This is a genomic window from Emticicia aquatilis (genome assembly GCF_014644295.1).
GTDB classification, from domain to species: domain Bacteria; phylum Bacteroidota; class Bacteroidia; order Cytophagales; family Spirosomataceae; genus Emticicia; species Emticicia aquatilis.
This window is the reverse complement of sequence record NZ_BMKK01000003.1, coordinates 89,470-112,948: the sequence shown is the minus strand read 5'-3', so window position 1 is coordinate 112,948 and position 23,479 is coordinate 89,470. Positions and strand designations below refer to the sequence as shown.

At 38.6% G+C, this 23,479-nt stretch carries 12 protein-coding genes; 9 read left to right on the top strand and 3 right to left on the bottom strand.

Features of this window, described 5'->3' with window-relative positions; translation table 11 throughout:
* Positions 1-95 precede the first annotated feature (95 nt).
* Positions 96-6,656, bottom strand: coding sequence for a PAS domain-containing protein (locus tag IEX65_RS07850; protein WP_188765492.1), 6,561 nt, complete (start codon positions 6,654-6,656; stop codon positions 96-98).
* A gap of 518 nt (positions 6,657-7,174) precedes the next feature.
* Between IEX65_RS07850 and rpoB the strand changes: the two genes are divergently transcribed.
* The 6 genes from rpoB to IEX65_RS07820 all read left to right on the top strand — a co-directional run bounded on the left by rpoB (position 7,175) and on the right by IEX65_RS07820 (position 17,531).
* Positions 7,175-11,032: a DNA-directed RNA polymerase subunit beta gene (gene rpoB, locus IEX65_RS07845; protein WP_188765491.1), complete on the top strand. Its 3,858-nt coding sequence runs from the start codon at positions 7,175-7,177 to the stop codon at positions 11,030-11,032.
* Positions 11,033-11,115: 83 nt separating this feature from the next.
* On the top strand, positions 11,116-15,432 hold the full coding sequence (rpoC, locus tag IEX65_RS07840; protein ID WP_188765490.1) for a DNA-directed RNA polymerase subunit beta': 4,317 nt from the start codon (positions 11,116-11,118) through the stop codon (positions 15,430-15,432).
* Positions 15,433-15,602: 170 nt separating this feature from the next.
* Complete coding sequence (locus tag IEX65_RS07835; RefSeq protein WP_188765489.1) at positions 15,603-15,782, top strand: hypothetical protein; 180 nt, start codon at positions 15,603-15,605, stop codon at positions 15,780-15,782.
* A complete protein-coding gene (locus IEX65_RS07830; RefSeq protein WP_188765488.1) occupies positions 15,779-16,282 on the top strand; it encodes a DUF6169 family protein in 504 nt (167 codons plus the stop codon). The genes IEX65_RS07835 and IEX65_RS07830 overlap by 4 nt, the downstream gene beginning before the upstream one ends.
* Positions 16,283-16,569: 287 nt before the next feature.
* Complete coding sequence (locus tag IEX65_RS07825; RefSeq protein WP_188765487.1) at positions 16,570-17,019, top strand: T9SS type A sorting domain-containing protein; 450 nt, start codon at positions 16,570-16,572, stop codon at positions 17,017-17,019.
* Between the two features lie 170 nt (positions 17,020-17,189).
* Positions 17,190-17,531 (top strand): hypothetical protein, encoded by a 342-nt coding sequence (locus IEX65_RS07820; protein WP_188765486.1) that lies wholly within the window; start codon positions 17,190-17,192, stop codon positions 17,529-17,531.
* Positions 17,532-17,540: 9 nt separating this feature from the next.
* Here the strand turns inward: IEX65_RS07820 and IEX65_RS07815 are convergent, their stop codons facing one another.
* Both IEX65_RS07815 and IEX65_RS07810 read right to left on the bottom strand, forming a co-directional pair.
* A complete protein-coding gene (locus tag IEX65_RS07815; RefSeq protein WP_188765941.1) occupies positions 17,541-20,525 on the bottom strand; it encodes a DEAD/DEAH box helicase in 2,985 nt (994 codons plus the stop codon).
* A gap of 272 nt (positions 20,526-20,797) precedes the next feature.
* Positions 20,798-21,292: a dihydrofolate reductase gene (locus tag IEX65_RS07810; RefSeq protein WP_188765485.1), complete on the bottom strand. Its 495-nt coding sequence runs from the start codon at positions 21,290-21,292 to the stop codon at positions 20,798-20,800.
* A 233-nt stretch (positions 21,293-21,525) separates the two neighbouring features.
* Here IEX65_RS07810 and IEX65_RS07805 point away from each other — a divergent pair, with 233 nt between their 5' ends.
* The 3 genes from IEX65_RS07805 to IEX65_RS07795 are packed head-to-tail and all read left to right on the top strand — an operon-like array spanning position 21,526 to position 23,417.
* A complete protein-coding gene (locus IEX65_RS07805) occupies positions 21,526-21,714 on the top strand; it encodes a hypothetical protein (protein ID WP_188765484.1) in 189 nt (62 codons plus the stop codon).
* 17 nt (positions 21,715-21,731) lie between these two features.
* The gene (locus tag IEX65_RS07800; RefSeq protein ID WP_188765483.1) at positions 21,732-22,802 is read left to right on the top strand and encodes a hypothetical protein; all 1,071 of its coding nucleotides are present in this window, start codon (positions 21,732-21,734) and stop codon (positions 22,800-22,802) included.
* Positions 22,803-22,841: 39 nt separating this feature from the next.
* Positions 22,842-23,417, top strand: coding sequence for a pentapeptide repeat-containing protein (locus IEX65_RS07795; RefSeq protein ID WP_188765482.1), 576 nt, complete (start codon positions 22,842-22,844; stop codon positions 23,415-23,417).
* Positions 23,418-23,479 lie beyond the last annotated feature (62 nt).

Sequence of the window (23,479 nt, the reverse complement as noted above, 5' to 3'; positions counted from 1 at the left end):
GCAAAATTAAGCAATCAATGTGAAGAATGACACATGATTGCTAAGCTATTTCTTTATCGAAAGCTTATAAGCTAACTTCTGAATATAGTTTTTGTTTAATTTTCGGGGAATCGGATTTCGATTAATGTACCAACTTCGTCGTTCGGACTGGCGGGATTTTCGATGCGGTCTTTGATTGAAAACACAATGTTGGCATCGTTGATTTTATTGTAAGTCGTTAGGCGTTCGGTTGTGATTTTTAGCCCTTGCGATTTATAGCCTTTACTTGATTTTGATTGTATTTTTTCGGCATTACTTCTACCAACACCATTATCTTCGATTTTACAAATCAAATAACCTAATTCCTTGTAGAATCTGATACTCAAAAGTCCTTTTTGGTGTTTGTAGCGAAGTCCGTGGTTGATAGCATTTTCGATGAAAGGTTGCAAAATCATCGTCGGAATCTCAACGTATTTATTGACTTGTGCATCAACTGTTATTTCAAAATCAAATTTGTTTTCAAATCTAATTTTTTCTAATTCAATATAAAGCGTTAATAATTTGATTTCTTCGGCCAATGGAATAAATCGACTACGAGACGAATCAAGGAATAAACGAATCAATCGTGAGAATTTCGATAAATACAAGTTTGCCGTGAGGGTATCTTGGTTCATCACGTAGCTCTGAATCGAGTTGAGGGCATTAAACACAAAATGCGGATTCATTTGCATTTGTAAAGCTCTCAGCTCCAGTTCGGCTCTTGCTCGGTTGGCTTCTTCGGCCACTTCTTGGGCTGCTTTGAGGGCTTCTTCGGCGATTTTCTTTTCTGTTATATCGGTCATGATACCCATAATCATAAATGGCTCATCGTTTTCATTTCTGACAACTTTGGCTGCATTTTCAAGCCATTTAAGGTTTCCGTGGGCATCTATAATGCGGTAAACTCCGTAAGCAACACCTGAAAACAAAATATCTTGCTCCATTTTTTGAGCAATCGGTTTATCTTCTTCAATGATTGCCTCTTTCCATAAACTAAAGTCTAATTTCCATTGTCTTGAGGTTTTTCCATAGACTTTTTCAAATGATTTACTAACTAATAACAACTTATAATCTGGCACACTGATAGCCCACACAACCTCATCTAAAGCATTGAGAATACTACTTAATTTACGCTCACTTTCCCTGAGACGTTCTTCGGCCTTCTTACGCTCGGTTATATCTCGAACTACACTGATAAATCTGAAAACTTTATCATCTTGGTAGATAATCGTAACGGTGTCTTCTCGCCACACATAATGCCCATTTTTGTGGCGTGTTCGATACTGGTGTGTAAAAGCCGTGCTTCGAGAATTTACAGCATCGTTAACTTTCTTTTCAAAACCTGCAATATCATCAGGATACACCAAATTCATGAGGTTACCTTTACTTTGCTCTACGCTCTCATTGAAGCTATACCCAAACATTTTTTGGAAAGAAGGCGATGTATAAACAATGAATGTGTTTTCAATAACGAAGATTCCATCAGAGGTATTTTCGGCAATGAAACGGAACCTTTCTTCGCTTTCTTTCAATAAACTTTCGGCTTTTTTACGTTCCGAGATATCAATCACAACGGCTATTTGCTGGACGACCTTGCCATTATCATCTTTCACAACGGTATTGATGGCTTCAACCCATTTGATGTTTTTCTTAAAGGTATCTATTTCTAACTCAACATTAAAATTCACACCATTCAGCTCTGATGAAGCATCAAGGTCTTCGTTTCGTGGATTAAACAACTCAATAGGTGACTTGTAGATGAGGTCTTCCATCTCAATCTCCATCATATCTAAATAACTTTGATTGGCCCACAATGCTCGTCCTTCGGTATCCCAAATCAATACACCATTGGTAATTCGTTCGGCCACTAACGATAGTTCCTTGATTTGGCTTTGTATGAGTTTCTGCTCGGTGATGTCAGAGCAAACTCCTGATATTCTGACCAGTTCGCCTGCTTCGTTGCGGATTCCGAACGATTTTTGGTAAATCCACTTGGTTTGTCCGTCGTTGGTCTTTATGCGATATTCTACTTCCGACGAGTTATTGGCTTTGATTTGAGCATCAATAATATCATTTATATCTTGGTCTTCTGGGAATAAATAATCTCGTACGAATGAGTTTTTTTCATAGAAATAAGATTGTTCTGGCCCTAAAACCTCTTTGCACGAAGGGCTAACATAAATGTATCGTTTGTTAACGGCATCAAATAGTAAGAAAACATCTTCGATGGTTTCGTTGAGTTGGCGGAAATTGCTCTCGCTTTCGCTGATAATAATTTCGTTATTGATACGCTCGATGGCATTTGCAATATTAGTAGCCAACGAAAGCAAAATATTGATTTTATCTTCTGACCAAATCTGTTCGTGCGTACAATCATCAAAGCCTATAAAACCATAAAATTTGTTTTTAATGACAATCGGCAATAAAAGCACCGACAACAAATCTTGTTTTTCCCATCTTTCCCTGATTATAGGATTTTGGATTTCGCTCAGTGTTTTCTGGAAAATCTTATTTTGAAGTAGTGGTTCGGTATAAAAAGGAACATCATCGAGCGATATATCTTGTGTATCTGGATTATGTAACTGAGAGCTTATACCTGTACGCACCCACTCTACTTTTTGACTAATTCGATTGGTTGCTAAATCATTAGCAAAGTAATGAACCCTATCTGTTCCGATAGACTCCCCGATGAGTTTGAAGGTTTCGTTGAGTGTTTCTTCGATATTCTTACTAACCAAAAGTTTTTCGGTGGTTTTGGCAATAGCGGCCAACATTTCGCTTTTGTAGAGTAATTCTCGTTGATTTTCGAGCAATTGGGCTTCTGCTTTTTTTCGTTCGGTAATATCAATCTGAATCGTGGCGAAAGCAATCGCCTTTTTAGAGAGAGGGTCTCTAACTAAGAAAGTTGTGGCATCTGTATATTTGATTTCTTTGGTTTTGGTATTAATCAAATCATGCTCACCTTGCCACATTCCATTCTTTAAAACTTGTGGCACAATTACATCATCAAGTAACACTCCCCCTTGGATTGAATGGCAGTCTTTGGCAGTTAGTCCTTCAAAGCTATCACCAAAGCCCGAAATTTGCTTGGCTTTTTCGTTCAAGAAAATTAAGTTTCCTCTCATATCCGACATACCGATAAATGCACCCGAATACTTTACTAAGTTTACGAACTTCTCTTGCTCTACCTGAATCGCCAACAACTGGGTTTGGGTAATTTTAAGTTCTTCGTAGCTCTTCACAAGGGCAATTTCGGCATGTTTTCGCTCCGTAATATTAGAGATAATACCATCTAACAATATTCGTTTTTCTACCTCATCAAAATACCATCTACCCTTCTCATTTACCCAAACTATCTCATTGTTTTTGTTGATGATTCGATACTCTATTGTGTATTCTCGATTAGTTTCATTAGAATGAACATTGACGTATTCTCTATCATCGGGGTGAATAATATTGGCATAACTTATCTTATTGTTTAGGATAAAGTCTTGGGCTGGATAACCCGTTAGTTGCTCTACTGCATCACTGATAAAAATCATTGTCCATTCAGCATCATTCAAGCACCTAAACGTAACACTCGAAATATTAGAGATGAGTGTTCGATACTGTAATTCTTTATCTTTGATTATTTGAACAAGTTTTACCTGCTCGTCAATGTCTTGGAATGTACCATAAAGCCTATTACAACGACCATTTACGTACTCCGCTTGCCCCAATGCACGCACCCAACGCACGTTTCCTTTGAGAGTAATAATCTGCACTTCAATGTCAAACGGAGTACCTTTTTTGAAGCAATCTGTGAAAGACTCTAATACTTTATCCCGACTTTCGCCTTCTTTGAAGAAATCTAAAGCAGTTTCTAATTCCAATGTAAACGAAGAGGGAGCTTCGAGAGTAGCTTTATTAATATCAGAGAAAAATACCGTTTGATTCTGTACGTCAATTTCCCAACCTCCAACTTTCGCTACAAGGCTTGTTTGCTCCAAAATTTCTTTCGTGCGTTTGAGTTCTCTTTCTGCTTTTAAGCGTTTATCGGCTTCGATTCCAAGCGAAATAATATCAGCAATCGAACGGGCAAAAGTTATGTCTTCTTCTAACCAGTTTTTCTTTGTTTCGGTTTGTTCCCAACAAATAACACCCACTAATTCTCCACCAATATAAATTGGCAAATCAAGCATCGAAACAATCTGTTGGGGGCGTAGGTAAATGTCGGCCAGTTCTTTAGTACATTCGTGGGTATAGGCATCATCAGCAACGATGGCCATTTCATTTTTGAGACTTTGAAAATAAAGTGGAAAATCGTTTTCGCTGATTTCAGCACCGAATGAATGTGTTTGCTCGGCTTTGATATACAAATCAACACATACAATTTTATTGCTCTCAAAAATCCAAAAACTTGCACGACCAACACCAATCCCTTCGGCTGCCGCCTCTGTAATTGTATGTAACCCTTCTTTCCAAAAATCACCTTCATCGAGATGGGTTTTAGAAAGCCGAATCAAAATATTATTTTGCAAAAGCACTCGCTCTTGTCGAAGCTGACTGGCAATTTCTTGGTTTTTACGCTCACTCACATCTCTTGCCGTAATCAGACGCATAACAAGATACCCAGTCGAATCATAAATGAGCGTAACGGAGTCTTCTCGCCATACATAAGAACCATTTTTGTGTAAAAAACGAACAATATATGTCAGCTTAGATGTCTGGCTCTTTATGGCATTACGGTACAGATTCCTAAGAAATTCGTGGTCATCTGGATGGAAAAACTCATAAATATTTCGTTCCGAAATCCCAATGGCTTCTTCAGTAGTATATCCAAACTGGCGTTCGTGAGCCGATGATAGATACGACACTTTATTGTTTTCAAAAACAATCACCACATCCGATATATTCTCGCTGATATACCTAAACTTCTCTTCGCTCTGTTTGAGAGCTGCTTTGGATTTAACTTGCTGGTCAATATCTTGTACAATACCATATACTCTTCTACAAACCCCATCCACAAACTCGGCAGCACCTTTGGCTCTTACCCAATGTTTTTTTCTATTGGCAGTGATAATTGCCAGTTCGAGGTCGTAAGAAACACCCTCTTTTATACACCTATCGATGGAATTTAAAAGCAAATCTCTTGACTCACTTTCATCAAAATAATTAATTACTTGACTAAAATCAGACTCGGCTTCGTCAATAACTTCAAAAATCTCTTTGGTGATTTTCGAAGAATATACTTTTTGTTCAAGCAGATTATATTCCCACCCACCTACTCTCGCCACACGATTAGTTTGTTCGAGTACCTCTTTCGTGCGTTTAAGTTCGAGTTCGGCCTTTTTACTATCAGTAACATTTCGAGCAATACAAATAATTTCGGTTAGGTTGCCATCATCGTCAGCCAGAGGCGAAATAACTACGCTAAACCATTGACGACCAGCCTCAGATTGTAAGCTATACTCCGCATTTGATTTTTTGTGAGTAGCAATTGTCTTATCCATTGCTGCCTTGATGGCATTGAGGGCATCATCGGGGAAACCAATCTGGTTGATACTTTTTCCCAAAAACACAGAAGGGGGAATCAATAAATCTTCGTTATTTTCATTCTGATAATATTCAGTAAAAATATAGTCTAAGTTCAACACAAAAACCAAGTCTCCGATATTCGATAATAAACTATTGAGGCGGTTATTAGTGGTTGTGAGTTGGGTTTCGGTTTTTTTAATGTCAGTTACATCTCGCCCAACTTTCAGTACTAAGTCATTATTAAATACCTCTTCGTGCCAATCGAGAAACTTATGATTGCCATCTTTTACCTTTACTTTTTTTGTATTACTAACATCGTTTTGCTCTAAGCCTAAGGTTTTTGCAATATCGTTTTCCCAGCTTTTACCAATCCATTCTTCATCTGTGTATCCCAAAATTTGCTCAACGTTTTTACTGACAAATGTTACGACCCCTTCTGTGTTAACGCCTATGATGACCAAATTACCACGGTTCACAAATTTATAAGCAAAGAAGAGGTTTTCTTTAATACTTAGGTCAATGTAATGAATCACGTAGTTGATTACGAAGGCAATAAATGAGCTATTGAAATAAATAATAAAGTCCTTTGTTGAGATAAAACCCCAATAAACTAAACCCAACAGAGCGATAACGATAGCAAGAAGATAAGTATAGAAGTATCGGAAAGTATAAAAAACGTAGTAGGAAATCATATTGACGAGCGTAAACTCAGCCAATGTCAGATAATCCATTTGCCCAAGAGTGGCAATTTTATATAAAACTAATGAATTATAAATGACAAAAAAAGCAGCAAAAAGCCGATGCAGATTCTTGCGAATAATATCAAAATATCGGCTAAAAAAAGCTATCCCAAGGCAAAAAAGCCCCACAAGTAAATTATAACTTAGTTCGCTTTCTTTCCTAACACCAAATAAGTCTATGTAAAGCTCACTAAACGGAACAAAGACCCCAACGCCCCAAAAATACTGCACATAGCGGTAATAATGCCTCGATAATTCCTCTACGTTGTTTATATAAATATGTCGATACTTAGCATAGGAGTTTTTCATCAGTGAAAACACCACTACTAAAGCAATTGCGACAATTGATACAAAAACTAAATATTGGAGAGCTTCGCTCATGAATGAAACTTTGTGAAATAGAAAGGTTCGTAAGTAAATCTAAAATAAGCAAATATCATACTATTTTAAACGGCACCTGCTATAAAAATTAGGACACTTGCGATAAAAACGAGATTTAATGATTAGACGGTATTAGTTTTTAAATTTACCCCTAAAATTTTTAAAAAAATATATAACCTACCATTTAATTATATATTAATTACACAATCTAACAAAAACTACTCATTATAAACAAATAACATCAATAAATCTTTGTTTTTTTCGTTATCATTTCGTAATTTCGCACCCTATTTAAGATTACCCCAAAAAAATACGCTTTTCATTAGTAGAATTTTTGTCCGATACACGGCTGTTTTCGTAGGATAGTCGCACAGGGATAATCATTCGCTTCACTACGATATAAAAAAGTTTTTAGCAAACTAATTTCAGTCCTTTTAAACGTTTTTGAAACGTTCGGTCTGTTTTGTGCTTTAAACAAAAAGTTTAAAAATTTTATATCACTTAAAACTTTTCAAACCTTGAATCTGACAGAAACCGGTAGAAAAAGTTTCGCAACGGTAAAGCCGCTCATCGAATACCCAGACTTCTTGGATATTCAGGTAAAATCTTTTCAAGATTTTTTCCAGATTGAGACTCCAGCCGAAAATCGCAAAATGGAAGGGCTTTTCAATGTATTTGCCGAAAACTTCCCAATCGCCGACTCACGTGAAAACTACGTGTTGGAATTCGTCGATTACACCATCGACCCACCAAAATACTCAGTTGATGAGTGTATTGACCGTGGTCTTACTTACGCTGTGCCTTTAAAAGCAAAATTGCGTTTGATTTGTAATGATACCGACAACGAAGACTTCGAGACAATCGAGCAAGAAGTATTCCTCGGTAACATTCCATACATGAATGGTCGTGGCTCATTCGTTATCAACGGAGCTGAGCGTGTTATCGTATCACAATTACACCGTTCGCCAGGGGTGTTCTTCTCAATGAGCAAGCACACTAACGGAACGAAACTTTACTCAGCTCGTGTAATCCCGATGAAAGGTTCGTGGATTGAATTCTCGACTGACGTAAACAATGTAATGTATGCGTACATCGACCGTAAGAAAAAATTCCCAGTTACAACATTGCTTCGTGCAATCGGTTTCGGGTCTGATAAAGACATCCTTAACCTTTTCGGTTTGTCGGAAGAAATTCCTGGCACGCGTGAAGCCTTGAAAAAAGCAATCGGTCGTCGTCTTGCCGCACGTGTATTACGTACATGGACAGAAGACTTCGTAGATGAAGATACTGGTGAGGTTGTTTCTATCGACCGTAACGAGGTAATCTTAGAGCGTGACTCTATCATCTCTGACGATGACATTGACACTATCTTAAACACTGAGCAAAAATCAATCATTTTGCACCGTGAAGATGCCAACGTATCAGAATTTAACATTATCTATAATACGTTACAACGCGATAGCTCAAACTCTGAAAAAGAGGCCGTTGAGCAAATCTACCGTCAGTTACGTAATACAGAAGCACCAGACGAAGCAACAGCCCGTGAGATTATCCAAGGTTTGTTCTTCTCTGATAAACGTTATGATTTAGGAGAAGTAGGTCGCTACCGTGTAAATACAAAATTGAACCTCACTACACCACTCGAAACAGGTGTATTGACAACTCAAGATATCGTTGAAATCGTTAAGTTCCTTATCTCATTGATTAACTCAAAAGCAGTTGTCGATGATATTGACCACTTATCGAATCGTCGTGTACGTACCGTAGGAGAGCAACTTTACGCACAATTTGGTGTAGGTTTGGCTCGTATGGCCCGTACAATCAAAGAACGTATGAACGTTCGTGATAACGAAGATTTCAAACCAGTTGATTTGATTAACGCTCGTACGCTTTCATCGGTAATCAACTCATTCTTTGGAACCAACCAGCTATCACAGTTCATGGACCAAACCAACCCATTGGCCGAAATCACGCACAAGCGTCGTATGTCGGCACTCGGGCCAGGTGGATTGAGCCGTGAGCGTGCAGGTTTCGAGGTTCGTGACGTTCACTATACGCACTACGGTCGTTTGTGTACTATCGAAACGCCAGAGGGTCCAAACATCGGTTTGATTTCGTCACTTTGTACGTATGCCAAAATTAACAGCATGGGCTTCATCGAAACCCCTTATGTTAAGATTGAAAACGGTAAATTAACCAAAGAATTGGTTTACTTAACTGCCGAAGAAGAAGACGGAAAAAATATTGCGATGGCAACTGCCGATGTTGATGCCGAAGGAAACTTCTTGGTTGATACATTGAAGTGTCGTTATGAAGGTGACTTCCCAATGAAGACTCCTGATTCAATCGACTACATGGATATTGCCTCAAATCAGATTGTATCAGTGGCCGCTTCAATGATTCCATTCATTGAGCATGATGACGCCAACCGTGCCTTGATGGGCTCGAACATGCAACGTCAAGCGGTGCCATTGTTGCGTCCAGAAGCTCCAATCGTAGGTACAGGTCTCGAAGGCCGTTTGGCTCGTGACTCACGTACTTTAGTAGTTGCCGAAGAAGATGGTGTTATCGAATACGTTGATGCAAATGTTATCAAGGTTCGTTATAACTGGACTCACGAGCAATCATTGGTGAGCTTCGATACAAACGTAACTTCTTATGAACTTATCAAACATCGCCGTACGAACCAAGATACTTGTATCAACATTCGTCCGATTGTATTGAAAGGCCAAGAAGTGAAAAAAGGTCAAATCCTTGTAGAAGGATATGCTACTCAAGGCGGAGAGCTTGCTCTCGGACGTAACCTCTTGGTTGCCTTCATGCCTTGGCAAGGATATAACTTTGAGGATGCGATTGTAATCTCTGAAAGAGTTGTTCGTGAAGATATTTTCACATCAATTCACATCGAAGAATACGAACTCGAAGTACGTGATACAAAACGTGGTGAAGAAGAATTAACGGCTGAGATTCCAAACGTTTCGGAAGAAACAGTGAAGAACCTCGACGAAAACGGTATCGTTCGCACTGGTACACGTGTACGTGAAGGAGATATTCTAATCGGTAAGATTACTCCAAAAGGAGAATCAGACCCAACTCCAGAAGAAAAACTCCTCCGTGCTATCTTCGGCGATAAAGCAGGTGACGTGAAAGATGCTTCGAAAAAAGCACCACCATCAATGGATGGTGTAATTATCGACACAAAACTTTTCTCTCGCCCAAGCAAAGAAGAGCGTTCGAAACACAAAGACGAATTAAAAGCATTGATGAAAAAACACGGACGCCAATTAATCGAACTCCGTGCATTGATGATTGATAAAATGGTTGAATTGCTTGATGGCAAAACAACTGTAGGTGTGAAACATAAATTTGGAGACGAACTTATCTCTAAAGGCATGAAATTCAACCGTGCAAACATCACCAATAATTTATTCCCAGACAAAAACAATTATGTTGACGAAAGCCAATATAATGTACCTGAAGAAGTAAACTTATTGGGCGATGTTATCTTGGATGGTTGGACAGAAGACCCTGCTTTCAACAAACTAATCGTAACACTTTGTAAGAACTACTTGGCTCGTCGTAGCGAAGTAATCGGTCGATTCAAACGTGAGCGTTTTGTATTGGAAGTTGGTGACGAATTACCAGCAGGTATCGTGAAATTGGCTAAAGTTTACATCGCTAAGAAACGTAAGTTGAAAGTGGGTGATAAAATGGCTGGTCGTCACGGAAACAAAGGGGTTGTAGCTCGTATCGTTCGTGATGAAGACATGCCATTTACAGCAGAAGGTCAGCCAATGGACATCGTGTTGAACCCACTTGGTGTACCTTCTCGTATGAACATCGGTCAGCTATACGAAGTTGTATTGGGTCTTGCGGGTAGAAAATTAGGCCGTAAATATGCTACGCCAATCTTTGATGGTGCTACTGAAGAAGAAGTATCAGCCGAATTGGCAGAAGCAGGTTTACCACCTTACGGACGTTCTCAACTATACAACGGTTTGACTGGTGAGCCATTCGACCAAAAAGTAACCGTAGGTATCATGTATATGATGAAGCTCGGTCACTTAGTTGATGATAAAATGCACGCCCGTTCAATCGGACCATACTCACTCATTACGCAACAACCATTGGGTGGTAAAGCACAATTTGGTGGTCAGCGTTTCGGAGAGATGGAGGTTTGGGCATTGGAAGCATTCGGTGCATCGCATATCTTACAAGAAATCTTGACTGTAAAATCTGATGATGTATTGGGTCGTGCCAAAGCATACGAAGCAATCGTAAAAGGAGAGAATTTGCCAAAACCAAATATCCCAGAATCATTCAACGTATTGGTTCACGAATTACGAGGCTTAGCATTAGAGATTACTTTGCAGTAGTCTGAAAAAATAAAGGTGTGTTTTTCTACGGAATTACACACCTCAAAATGAGCTTATCATTTTCACATCAATCATACTTGAAAATGTCTTTAAAGAAAAATAAAAAACTCAATAGTGACTTCCAGAGCATCACTATCAGTTTGGCTTCACCAGAGTCAATCTTAGAAAGCTCTTTTGGCGAGGTTACTCAACCTGAGACAATCAACTATCGTACTTACAAACCCGAAATGGGCGGTTTGTTTTGCGAGCGTATCTTCGGTCCGGTAAAAGACTGGGAATGTCACTGTGGTAAATACAAACGTATTCGCTACAAAGGTATTATCTGCGACCGTTGTGGTGTAGAAGTTACCGAAAAGAAAGTACGTCGTGAACGTATGGGACACATCGAACTCGTTGTGCCTGTGGCTCACATTTGGTACTTCCGTAGTTTACCAAACAAAATTGGTTACTTAGTAGGTATGTCGTCGAAGAAACTCGACCAAATTATTTACTATGAAAGATACGTCGTTATCCAACCGGGTATCAAAGGTGAAGATGGCGTTTCTAAAAACGACTTCTTGACTGAAGAAGAATATTTGGACATCATGGACAAATTGCCACGTGATAACCAAATGCTCGACGATAAAGACCCTAATAAATTTATCGCCAAAATGGGTGCTGAAGCTTTAGAAATGATGCTTTCTCGCCTTGACTTAGACCAATTATCATACGACCTTCGTCACGCTGCGGCTACCGATACTTCACAACAACGTAAGGCTGATGCCTTGAAACGTTTGAAAATCGTAGAAGCTTTACGTGATGCAAACACTCGTATCGAAAATAAACCTGAGTGGATGGTTATCCGTATGGTGCCAGTTATTCCACCAGAATTGCGTCCGCTCGTGCCATTGGATGGTGGTCGTTTCGCAACTTCTGACTTGAATGACCTCTACCGTCGTGTGATTATTCGTAACAACCGTTTGAAACGTTTGTTAGAAATCAAAGCTCCAGAAGTAATCTTACGTAACGAAAAACGTATGTTACAAGAGGCTGTTGACTCATTGTTCGACAACTCTCGTAAAGTAAACGCTGTTCGTTCGGAAGGGAACCGTGCCTTGAAATCACTTTCAGATATGTTGAAAGGAAAGCAAGGACGTTTCCGCCAAAACTTACTTGGAAAGCGTGTTGACTACTCTGGTCGTTCGGTAATCGTTGTAGGTCCAGAATTGAAACTACACGAGTGCGGTTTACCAAAAGATATGGCGGCCGAGCTTTTCAAACCGTTCATTATCAGAAAGTTAATTGAGCGTGGAATCGTTAAGACGGTAAAATCTGCTAAGAAAATCGTTGACAGAAAAGATGCAGTAGTTTGGGATATTTTGGAAAACGTATTGAAAGGACACCCTGTTCTTTTGAACCGTGCCCCTACGCTCCACAGACTTGGTATCCAAGCTTTCCAACCTAAATTGGTGGAAGGAAAAGCAATCCAATTGCACCCACTCGTTTGTACAGCCTTCAACGCTGACTTTGACGGTGACCAGATGGCCGTTCACGTGCCGCTTGGTCAGGAAGCAATCATGGAGGCTTCAATCTTGATGTTGGCTGCTCATAATATCTTGAACCCTGCCAACGGAGCTCCAATCACTGTACCTTCTCAGGACATGGTGTTGGGTCTTTACTTCGTAACGAAAGGACGTAAGTCAACACCAACTCACAAAGAGCCAGGTGAAGGTCTTACTTTCTACTCGCCAGAAGAAGTAATCATTGCGATGAACGAAGGTGCGGTTTCAAAACACGCTCACATTAAGTGTCGTGTGAAGGTAAAAGACGAAAACGGCAACTTAGTTTGGAAAATCGTTGATACCGTTGCTGGACGTATCTTGTTTAACCAGTGTGTACCTGAAGAAGTAGGTTACCTCGACGAATTATTGACTAAGAAAAAGCTACAACAGCTTATTGGTCGTGTATTCAAAGAAGCTGGTTATGCTCGTACAGCACAATTCTTAGATGACATCAAGCAATTGGGTTATCAAACAGCCTTCCGTGGAGGTTTGTCAATCGGTTTGGACAACATCATTGTTCCGCCAGAAAAAGCAAAACTCGTTGAAGATGCGAAAAAAGAAGTAGAAGAAGTACAAAACAACTATATGTTCGGTATCATTACTGAGCGTGAGCGTTATAACCAAATCATTGATATTTGGGGACGTGTAAATAGTTCGATGCGTGTGATTCTATTGAAACAATTGGAAGAAGACCAAGCAGGTTTCAACCCAATTTATATGATGATGCACTCTGGAGCTCGTGGTTCGCAAGAACAAGTGCGTCAGTTAGGTGGTATGAGAGGTTTGATGGCGAAACCACAAAAGAATATTCAAGGCTCGGTTGGAGAAATCATCGAAAACCCAATCTTGTCTAACTTCAAAGAAGGTCTCGACGTACTCGAATACTTTATCTCAACACACGGTGCTCGTAAAGGTTTGGCCGATACAGCCCTAAAAACTGCCGATGCTGGTTACTTAACTCGTCGTTTGCACGATGTTGCTCAAGACGTAGTAGTAAACGAAATCGACTGTGGAACTTTACGTGGTATTCAAGTTTCGGCTTTGAAAGACAACGAAGACATCGTTGAGCCACTTTCTGAGCGTATCTTGGGCCGTACATCGGTTTATGATGTAATTGACCCATTGACGAAGAAACTTATCGTAAAAGCTGGCGAAGAAATCACCGAAGAAATTGCGGCAGAAATCGACGAAACAGCTATCGAAACAGTAGAAATTCGCTCGGTATTGACTTGTGAAACACAAACGGGCGTTTGTGCGAAATGTTATGGACGTAACTTGGCTACTGGCCGTATGTCGGAAGGTGGCGAAGCAGTTGGTGTAATTGCCTCACAATCAATCGGTGAGCCAGGTACTCAGCTTACACTCCGTACGTTCCACACAGGGGGTACTGCCCAAAACGTTGCTTCGGAAGCAAACATCAAAGCGAAATTTGCTGGAACAATCCAACTCGAAGAAATGCGTACCGTACAGTCAACTGACCGTGAAGGTAACGAAATTACAACAGTGTTGGGTCGTCGTGGTGAGATTCGTATCATCGAAACAGGTACAAACAACGTACTTATCGTAAATAACGTACCTTATGGTGCTACTTTGGAAGTAAAAGACGGACAACAAGTTGCCAAAGGTGATACACTTTGCCATTGGGACCAATTCAACGCCGTTATCCTTGCTGATATTGATGGAGTTGTAGAATACGATGCAATCGAAGAGAACATCACTTATAAAGAAGAAGCCGATGAGCAAACCGGTTTCCGTGATAAAGTTATCATCGAATCGAAAGACCGTACGAAAAACCCTTCAATCATCGTAAGAACAAGCAATGGTGAAGAAGAAAAAGCCTACAACTTGCCAGTATTGGCTCGTTTGACGGTGGAAGATGGCAAAATCATCAAAGCTGGACAAATCTTAGCTAAGATTCCTCGTGCCATCAACATGAACCGAGATATTACGGGTGGTTTGCCTCGTATCACTGAGTTATTTGAGGCTCGTAACCCATCAAATCCTGCGGTTGTGTCGGAGATTGACGGTATCGTACAATACGGTGCTATCAAACGTGGTAACCGTGAGATTTTTGTTGAGGCGAAAGATGGTATCAAGATGAAATACATGGTGCCTTTGTCGAAACTATTCTTAGTACAAGACGGAGACTTCGTATTGGCAGGTGACCCACTTTCTGATGGAGCTATCACGCCAGCCGATATTCTTCGTATCAAAGGGCCAACCGCTGTACAAGAATACTTAGTAAACGAAGTACAAGCCGTATATCGTCAGCAAGGGGTAAAAATCTCTGATAAGCACATCGAAACGATTGTTCGCCAAATGATGCAAAAAGTAGAGGTTATTGACTCTGGCGATACGCTCTTCTTAGATAACCAAATGGTTGATAAGTGGGTTGTACGTGCAGGAAACGATAAGATTCTTGATAAGAAAGTTGTAATGGACGCAGGTGCATCTGATAAGTTCAAACCAGGACAAATCATCACTGCTCGTGAAATGCGTGACGAAAATAGCCGCTTGAAACGTGCTGACTTAGCACAACTCGTGGTTCGTGATGCTATGCCAGCGGTTGCTCGTCCTACATTACAAGGTATCACTACGGCATCGCTCGGTACAGAATCATTCATGTCAGCGGCATCGTTCCAAGAGACAACTAAAGTATTATCAGAAGCTGCCGTAAGAGGTAAGCGTGATACACTCGAAGGTTTGAAAGAGAACGTTATCGTTGGTCACTTGATTCCAGCCGGAACTGGTAACCGTAAATACCAAAACATTATCGTTGGTAGCAAAGCAGAACTCGAAGCAGCAGCCGAAAAGAAAAGACAACAAGAGGCAGCGAAGCAACGCAGAGAGTATGTTTAATTAATGAAAAATTGAGAATTAAGAATGTAGAATTCTTGTTCTCTTTATATAAAACACAAAAAAGGTCGAGCATTTTGCTTGACCTTTTTTGTTGGCAATATAAATCTTCAAACCCTAACTTGCGTTTTTACCAAATACTAATTAGCTTTGAATCAATAAAATTACAGAAAATGTCAACATCAGTAGTACCAATATCTGTTGAAGAGCGTATCCGAAACCGTAGGGCTTTGGCTAATCTTCTTTTGGAAAGAAAGAAATTGACAAAGTTAGAGATTTTGGAAGATGCAAAAAATCCAAAATTTCAAGAAATTGTTTCTTCATTAAGAGCTAAAAATAAAATGCCAAAATGAGTGAAATAAAATCTTATGAGTTTTATTTTTCGGGAACAGAAGATAACCGCTATTTCTTCGTAACAAAAAATGATATAGCTTATGAGATAAAATTTAAGCCCTTCCCCTATTTATTTGACTCAAACGAGCCTTTTGCACAAAATACTTTTGAGTTTGTCATTGCTGTTTTTTCTAATCCCAATCAACAAAATCTACGTCTTGACTCAAATATGGGTATTACAATAGCCAAAATATTTGACGATTTTTACGAAAGAAATAATCAAACAATTACCATTTATATTTGCGATACATCTGACGAAAAACAATTTGCCCGAGAGCGAAAGTTTTCAAGATGGTTTCTCGCTTTTCAGAATGAGAATTATCTGAAAACTGATGCAATTTTACTAACGTCTGGAGAAGAAGTTGTTCCTGTATCAATTATTTTTCGACGAGATAATCCTTACAAATATCAAATTATGGAGGCTTTTGAAAAGCTAACCGATGGATTTACGCACAAATAGTATATCCAAAATAATAAATAATTCAAGGCTTGAAAACACATTTCAAGCCTTTTTTATTGAAAAATAAGCCAAAATCTCATAAAACTTTAAGATGAACTTACGGTATTATTCTAATATTCGTTGAATTTTCCAACCGAGTACTTGTACTATTCGGAGAGTGCTATTTGAAGTGTTTAGAAAAATTTTCAACATTGTAATAGATTCTTTAGTGAAAGAATTAAAACATAAGTAACTGTAAACTAAATAGTTATACAAATTTCTTTATCAATAATCTAACACTTACGCACATGAAAAACTTTACAAACGCATTCAAAAAACTTGCACTTTTAATGGTATTTGGTTGTTTCCTAAGCCTAAATACTCAAGCACAATTTCTTGCTACTGTCATAGAATCATCGGAAAGCGAAATTCCCGAAAAGCCAAATTTCACTCCGTTGGCAACTCCATCAAAATTATTTTTGGCAAACATTCGTCCAATAGAAAAAGGGCAGAAGATAGAATTGAGATATTGGAAAAAAGAAGGAATAAAAATGACGGTTTCTTTATACGATGCCAACTCACATTTAATTTATGAAAGAGAATTGGGAAGATACGATTGGGGAAATTTTATTTCAAAATATGATATTTCAACATTATCGGCAGGCTCATATCAGTTTACGCTCAAAAGTGGTGATGAAATCTGGAATAAAAAGTTTGAAATCCATAAAGATTACACGCATAGTGTGGCAATTCGATAATTTTGTTTGACTCACGGAAAACATATTTTAAGGTCAGGTTTTTGCCTGACCTTTTTTGTTTATATCCAATAGCTGATTAGATTTGCTAATAAATATCTGACCACAATTTTCTAAACAAATCAAAACTAATCTTAGCATGATTCGTTTTATCTAAATCCAATACTAAAATTATGAAAAAAGCCTTTTTATTGCTCTTACTCGCCATATTTAGTACAAATGCTTATGCCCAAAAAACAAAGCTACTTTTGGCGGAAAAAGTAAAATATGAAGCAGTGAACGCTAAAGAAAACGAAAAAAACGACCAAGAATTGAAAGAAGAAATGACCACTTTTTTGGGTTTTGGGTTAAGATTATCTTTGAAAGGCGTTGAAGAAACGGTAAAAGAAGAAAACAATCAGAAAAAGAAATCGGCATTGCGGCTACAAGTTGGTTTTCAGATGCCCAAATACATAAAAACCCAACCACCTCAGAAATTCTTTAAAGTCGGTTGGGATTTAGGGATTTTGCGGTAATTATGATTTCTACTCCAACAAGCTCAAAATATCATCTTTCGAGAGCGATTTTACAAAGTTTTCTTCGGTTGTGATGAGGTTATCGAAAAGCTTGCGTTTGTTTCGCTGTAGGGTCAGAATCTTCTCTTCTACCGAATTTCGGGTGATAAATTTATAGGTAAAAACCGTGTTTTGCTGCCCAATTCGATGTGCTCTATCAATGGCTTGTGCTTCAATGGCAGGATTCCACCACGGGTCGAGCAAGAAAACATATTCGGCGGCTGTCAGGTTTAAGCCCAAACCTCCTGCTTTCAACGAAATCAAGAAAATCTTTATCGAATCATCATTCTGAAAAATATCTACTTGCTCTTGGCGGTTGGTTGTTGAGCCATCGAGGTAGCAATAACGAATATTATTTTTCTCCAAATAATCACGGTAAATATCCAAATGTTTCACAAACTGACTGAAAACCAGCACTTTATGACCTTCTTCGATGATAGTTTCGAGTTTTTGTAGCACTTCTTCATTCTTACCCGAATCTCCATCATAGTCTTCATCAATCATTTGTGGATGGTTGGCCAACTGGCGTAATTTGGTCAAACCTTGTAGCATCGCCATCTGAGATTTCCCGAAACCTTTTTCTTCGATTTGCTCCAAAATGATATTTCTATAATACGATTTGGCTTCTTCGTAGCATTTTTCTTGCTCTTCGGTCATATCGCAATAATGAATACTTTCTACTTTCGGCGGAAGTTCGGTTGCTACCTGCGATTTGTGGCGTCGAAGCATGAAAGGTTTTATCAAACTATACAGACGCTTGTTTTGCTTTTCGTCTTGGTGTTTTTCAATCGGAATCTGGTATTCGTTTTTGAAATAACTTTGCGTACCCAAAAGCCCTGGATTAATAAACGTCATTTGTGTCCATAAATCCATCGTGCTGTTTTCGAGTGGCGTACCCGTCAGAATCAAGCGATTGGCCGAATTTAACTGCATAACAGCCTTTGAAATATGCGAACTTGGATTTTTGATTGATTGAGATTCATCCAAAATTACGTAATTGAATCGGTAATCTTTGATAAAATCAATGTCGATTCTGAGAATTCCGTAGGAAGTCAGAATCAGGTCATAATTATCAAACTGTTCAGTATTTTTCTCTCGATTTGTGCCTGTATAAATAAACGCTCGGAGATTTGGCGTGAATTTTTCTATTTCCTTTAACCAATTGTAAATCAACGAAGTAGGCATTACCAATAAGGTTGGAGGTCCACCCCCAGCCCCTAAAGGGGAGTTTTTAAGACTCTCACTTTGATTTTGTTCTTTTTGTGATTGCAAGAAAGCTAATGTTTGAATAGTTTTACCCAGACCCATATCATCGGCCAAGCAGCCACCTAATTTGTATTCTGCCAAAAATCTCATCCAATCGTAGCCAGCTTTTTGGTAAGGTCTGAGATTGGCATTTAAGCCTTTTGGAAGTTCGTATTGACCAATTTTATCAAAGTTTCGTAGTCTTTCCAATTTTCGAGTAATGACCGAAAACGCTAAACCTTCATTGGTCAAATCTTGTACTAAAACCAAATGATGTTTTTTTAGAATCGTAATGTCACTTTCATCCAGCTTATCAACATAGCTAAATAATTCTGAATATCTCGTAAACCATTCTTCGGGAATGACCGCAATTTGTCCGTTTGGCAGCGTAAACTCTCGTTTATTGGCCAAAATCAAGTTCCGAAGTTTCAAAAACGGAATTTCAAATTCGCCAAAACGCACTTTTGCTTTTATATCAAACCAATCGTTTTTTTCTTCGATATGCACCTCAATCGACGAATAGCCCAAGAAATATTGCTTTTGATTTTGGCTATTATCAACTTGTCTTACCTCAAAATTATTTTCTTCCAAAACTATTGCATTGCTCTGCAACCACGAAAAAGCGGGTCTTTTTGGCACTAAACTACGGCCCTGACGCACATCTAAACCCAAATCTTTTAGTAAGTTTACCTGTGTTTTTTCATACTTCAAATCTCGTTTTACTTTATGAAAAAACCAGCTATCGCCCGCCCGCTCGACGCTTACGTAAGCCTCAGCCGAGAAATTATCGAAACGAAAAGTATAATCACCGTACTGAAACGATAAATCAAAAACTATTTTGTTTTCTTCATCATTTTCTTCTTCTTCCTCATTATTATCAAATAACGCTACGGCAACTTTTTTTGTGGCCATTACTTCCGAAATAGATAAAAGTGGTTTGGGTTCGTGTTTCTCGAATCTAATCTCAAATCCTTGTGCAAAAACATCGAACTGAGCCACCAGCGGAGCAATGAATTTTTGGTAGTAAGTTTCCTCAATGTTTCGAGGAATAATGATATGATTTTTATTCAGAAAAGGCTTTAATTTCTTGCCATCAACTTGCTTCTCGAAATGATATAATTTATCGTCAATGAGTAGCCAAGCAGGTTCTTCACACAAAATTCTGGCATTTTTAAACTGAAAATGTACTCGTTCGCCGCCACATTTGATACTCGGAAAATAATGCGTATTTTCTTCGTTTCGGATAAAATTAAAGTAGGCTTTCGCTCCTTCTTGAATATTATTGACGGCTTTCCAAGTAGGGTCGCCATCGTTGCTCATAATATAAAGTGGCTTTTTCAGCAGTTTCTCCAAAATTTCGGCTCGGTGTTTTTCCATGTAGCCGTGAATCGTTTCTTGGAGCAGTTTATCTCCTTTTTCGGGGTCGAATATCTTTAGGAAAAAATCAAGTGGAGCGAGCTTTTTTGGACTAAATTTCTTTACAACGGCATCTTGCTGAATGGCTTCGGTAAGTTTTACGAGCGTAAAATCATCGGCATCAATTCGTTCGGAAAATTCGGAAATATTTTTCGACGATACACTCTGATTTTGGAGTGTCAGTTCGCCTTTACTGTTGAGTTGCACCACAAAGGCTTCAAATAAAAATCCCAGATATTCGTGTTCGAATAACGAATAGACCATCTGAAAAGGTTGTAGTGTAGATACTTTCATATTAACAAAATAGGAAGCCCTCCCACTTGGGAATTTGGGTGAAACCAATCTTATCTGTGTCATTTCTCAAACTTAGAATTAAACCAAACCACAAAAATGAGCAGGATTAGCCTGTAAATCAAATTTAAGACTCCAAAAAGTAGTGTTTGAAATAAAAATAATGATGAGCATAAAGCCCAAACAACGAATATAAGCAAACGCCAGCAGCAGAACAAAGAAGATGAAGGTTTTTTATTTAATGGATGGCATGTAGCACAATTTAGAAAATCGTGCTACTTCCTCACCAACTCAACAAAATCAAAATCATATTCATTTTTTTCGTCTTTTGGGTGCGAAATTCTTGCAGTTTCTTTCCATACATTGGTATCTAATGCAGGAAAAAACGCATCGCCTTCGATGCTGGCTTTAACTTCGGTGAGATATATTTTATTTGTAATTTTTAAGGCTTGTTCATATACATTTCCACCTCCGATTACGAATATTTCTTCATTTCCTGCGTGATTTTTAGCAGCTTCGATGGCCTGTTCGAGCGAGTTTACTTTTAGAATACCTTCGGGTAAAACCAAATCTTTTTGGCGAGAAATAACAATATTTGTACGATTTGGCAATGGCCTGCCGATTGACTCAAAAGTCTTGCGTCCCATAATGACCGAATGCCCCGTTGTAAGCACTCTGAACTGCTTCAAATCAGCTGAGAGCTTCCAAAGTAATTGATTATCTTTTCCGATTACGCCATTTTCGGCGGTAGCTACTATTATTGAAATCATTTCGTCTTAAACTTTGATTTAGCTGATTGATTTACCGAAAGGTTTCAGTTTCATAAAACCTTCTACAAAACCTCGTTTTTATTCAAATCAGTCACAAATTTACGCCCTTCAACCATCGAAAAATCCCTTCTTCACTTTTATTTTTTCAAAATCAAAATATTTTCCCCAATTTCGAGTTAATATGGCATTGTGGTTGCTTATATGTAGGCATACATTTACCAACCTCAATCACCATGAAGATACGCAATCACCGAGAATACACAATTGCTTACGAAAAAGCTGCTATAATGATAGACGCTGGTTTTGGCGGAAATTTTGAACGTGAAAAATATTTTCGTGAAATAATAACTGCTATTATTGAGTACGAAAAAAACACGACTCACCCGATTTTTCCCAATACACCCGTGAGCATGAGTGCTTAAAACGAGCCTATAAGCCCATGTCTTTTTTTGACCGAGTAAAAAACCTTTTTAGTTCAAAACCGACTGTCTCTTCGCCAGACGAAGAAGCAATTGTTTTGAATACCCCACAAGTACCAATTTCCCAAGAAGTAATTACAGTTCCCACATCTGAAGTACAGCCGTTTTCACCCGAAATGGACATCATACCATTTTGGCTCGAAAATGAAGATGCACTGCGTGATGAAGGTGTGATTTTTGGTTTATCTGAATCGAAAGCAGAAGAGAAAATTGGGGCTATCCGTAATTATTTTGCTCATCAAACCGCCGAACTCGAAAAAACGGTAGAGTATCACTCAGAAAAAATCGGTGAGATAAATCTGCTCATTGAGCAAAAAGAAACTCGTATCAACGAACTGACCGAAAAAGCACGAGTTCTCGAAAATCGTGAACGTACTGACCATCAGCTCCCTCGTACTTTTATCGGTATCGTGCTTTCGTTGGCGATGTGTATCGGTAACTATTATCTGATTGATGAATCTATTTTGACTAATTTCCCGCAAAATCATTATGTGATTGCACTCGGAATTTTCTTGGCAGGAATGTTCAATTTATTCAATCCGAAATCGCTTTTTCACGAAAAAGATTCTTCCATTTCATGGCGACAACTCCTCGAAGAGGTCGGAATGCCTCTGGCAGCTTCGGTTTTTGTATTTGTGCAATCGCTTGACAATCAGAGCTTTCTTCGCTCATTTGCCCTGTTTTTCTTTGTATTTTTCTTGTTTTTGTTTGCGGGAAAACTACTTTTGAGCAATCTGACTGTGTTAAAAACTGATTCGGGAATTTGGTTTGATAACCTTCGCTTACAAAAAGACAAAATCAACAAAGTCCAAGAATGGGAAGATGAAATAACCAAACTCAAACTCGAAATTGATGAGCAAAGAGTAGAAAAATGGAAAATCGTTGATGCCCTAAAGCTTCCCGAAGCCGAACTCAAACGCCTCAACGAACGCCGTGAAATGCTCGTAAAACTCTTTGAAAGTGAGTTTAATTTGGCTCGCAGCTACCGTGAAAAACTAACAGGCAAGCAGATACAAGATATTTTGAAATAACATTTGTGGGGCGAATCTCTGGTTCGCCGATGAATAGTAATGATAAAACCAATCATAGAAGAAGAAGAATTTAATGGAATAAATTTCACCCAAGAAAGCCTCCGCAAAGGCGAATACGAGGGCTGTACATTTACTAACTGTGATTTCTCGAATTTACACATCTCGAACTTCGATTTTGTGGAGTGTGAATTTGAAGACTGCAACTTGAGCAACGTAAAAATCAGTAATACGGCCTTCAAACAAGTTAAATTCTCGAATTGTAAGTTGCTGGGCGTAAATTTTGGTGAATGTAATCCGTTTTTATTTTCGGTTAGTTTCGATGACTGTTTCTTGCATTTAGCTGGCTTTTACAAGCTAAAAATGAAAGGCACAAAATTTAAAAATTGTAATCTGAAAGAAGCCGATTTTACCGAAACCGACCTAACGAGTGCCGTTTTTGACAATTGTGAATTTATTTCGGCAGTTTTTGAACGAACAGTCTTAGAAAAAGTCGATTTACGAACCTCACAAAATTTTTCAATCGACCCCGAATTAAATCGTATAAAAAAAGCAAGGTTCTCGCTCAGCAATATCCGAGGGCTTTTGGATAAATATAATATTGAAATAGAAAATTAGACATTAGCTGTTAGTTTTTAGCAAAAAAGTACGCTAAAAGCTAATAGCCAACAGCTAAAAGC

Bases quoted from the DNA above. Each gene is read 5' to 3' on its own strand.
- IEX65_RS07805 (WP_188765484.1), top strand. From the start codon at position 21,526: ATGAAGATACGCAATCACCGAGAATACACAATTGCTTACGAAAAAGCT.
- IEX65_RS07850 (WP_188765492.1), bottom strand. From the start codon at position 6,656: ATGAGCGAAGCTCTCCAATATTTAGTTTTTGTATCAATTGTCGCAATT.
- IEX65_RS07830 (WP_188765488.1), top strand. From the start codon at position 15,779: ATGAGTGAAATAAAATCTTATGAGTTTTATTTTTCGGGAACAGAAGAT.
- IEX65_RS07795 (WP_188765482.1), top strand. From the start codon at position 22,842: ATGATAAAACCAATCATAGAAGAAGAAGAATTTAATGGAATAAATTTC.
- IEX65_RS07820 (WP_188765486.1), top strand. From the start codon at position 17,190: ATGAAAAAAGCCTTTTTATTGCTCTTACTCGCCATATTTAGTACAAAT.
- IEX65_RS07800 (WP_188765483.1), top strand. From the start codon at position 21,732: ATGTCTTTTTTTGACCGAGTAAAAAACCTTTTTAGTTCAAAACCGACT.
- rpoC (WP_188765490.1), top strand. From the start codon at position 11,116: ATGTCTTTAAAGAAAAATAAAAAACTCAATAGTGACTTCCAGAGCATC.
- IEX65_RS07810 (WP_188765485.1), bottom strand. From the start codon at position 21,292: ATGATTTCAATAATAGTAGCTACCGCCGAAAATGGCGTAATCGGAAAA.
- IEX65_RS07825 (WP_188765487.1), top strand. From the start codon at position 16,570: ATGAAAAACTTTACAAACGCATTCAAAAAACTTGCACTTTTAATGGTA.
- IEX65_RS07815 (WP_188765941.1), bottom strand. From the start codon at position 20,525: ATGAAAGTATCTACACTACAACCTTTTCAGATGGTCTATTCGTTATTC.
- IEX65_RS07835 (WP_188765489.1), top strand. From the start codon at position 15,603: ATGTCAACATCAGTAGTACCAATATCTGTTGAAGAGCGTATCCGAAAC.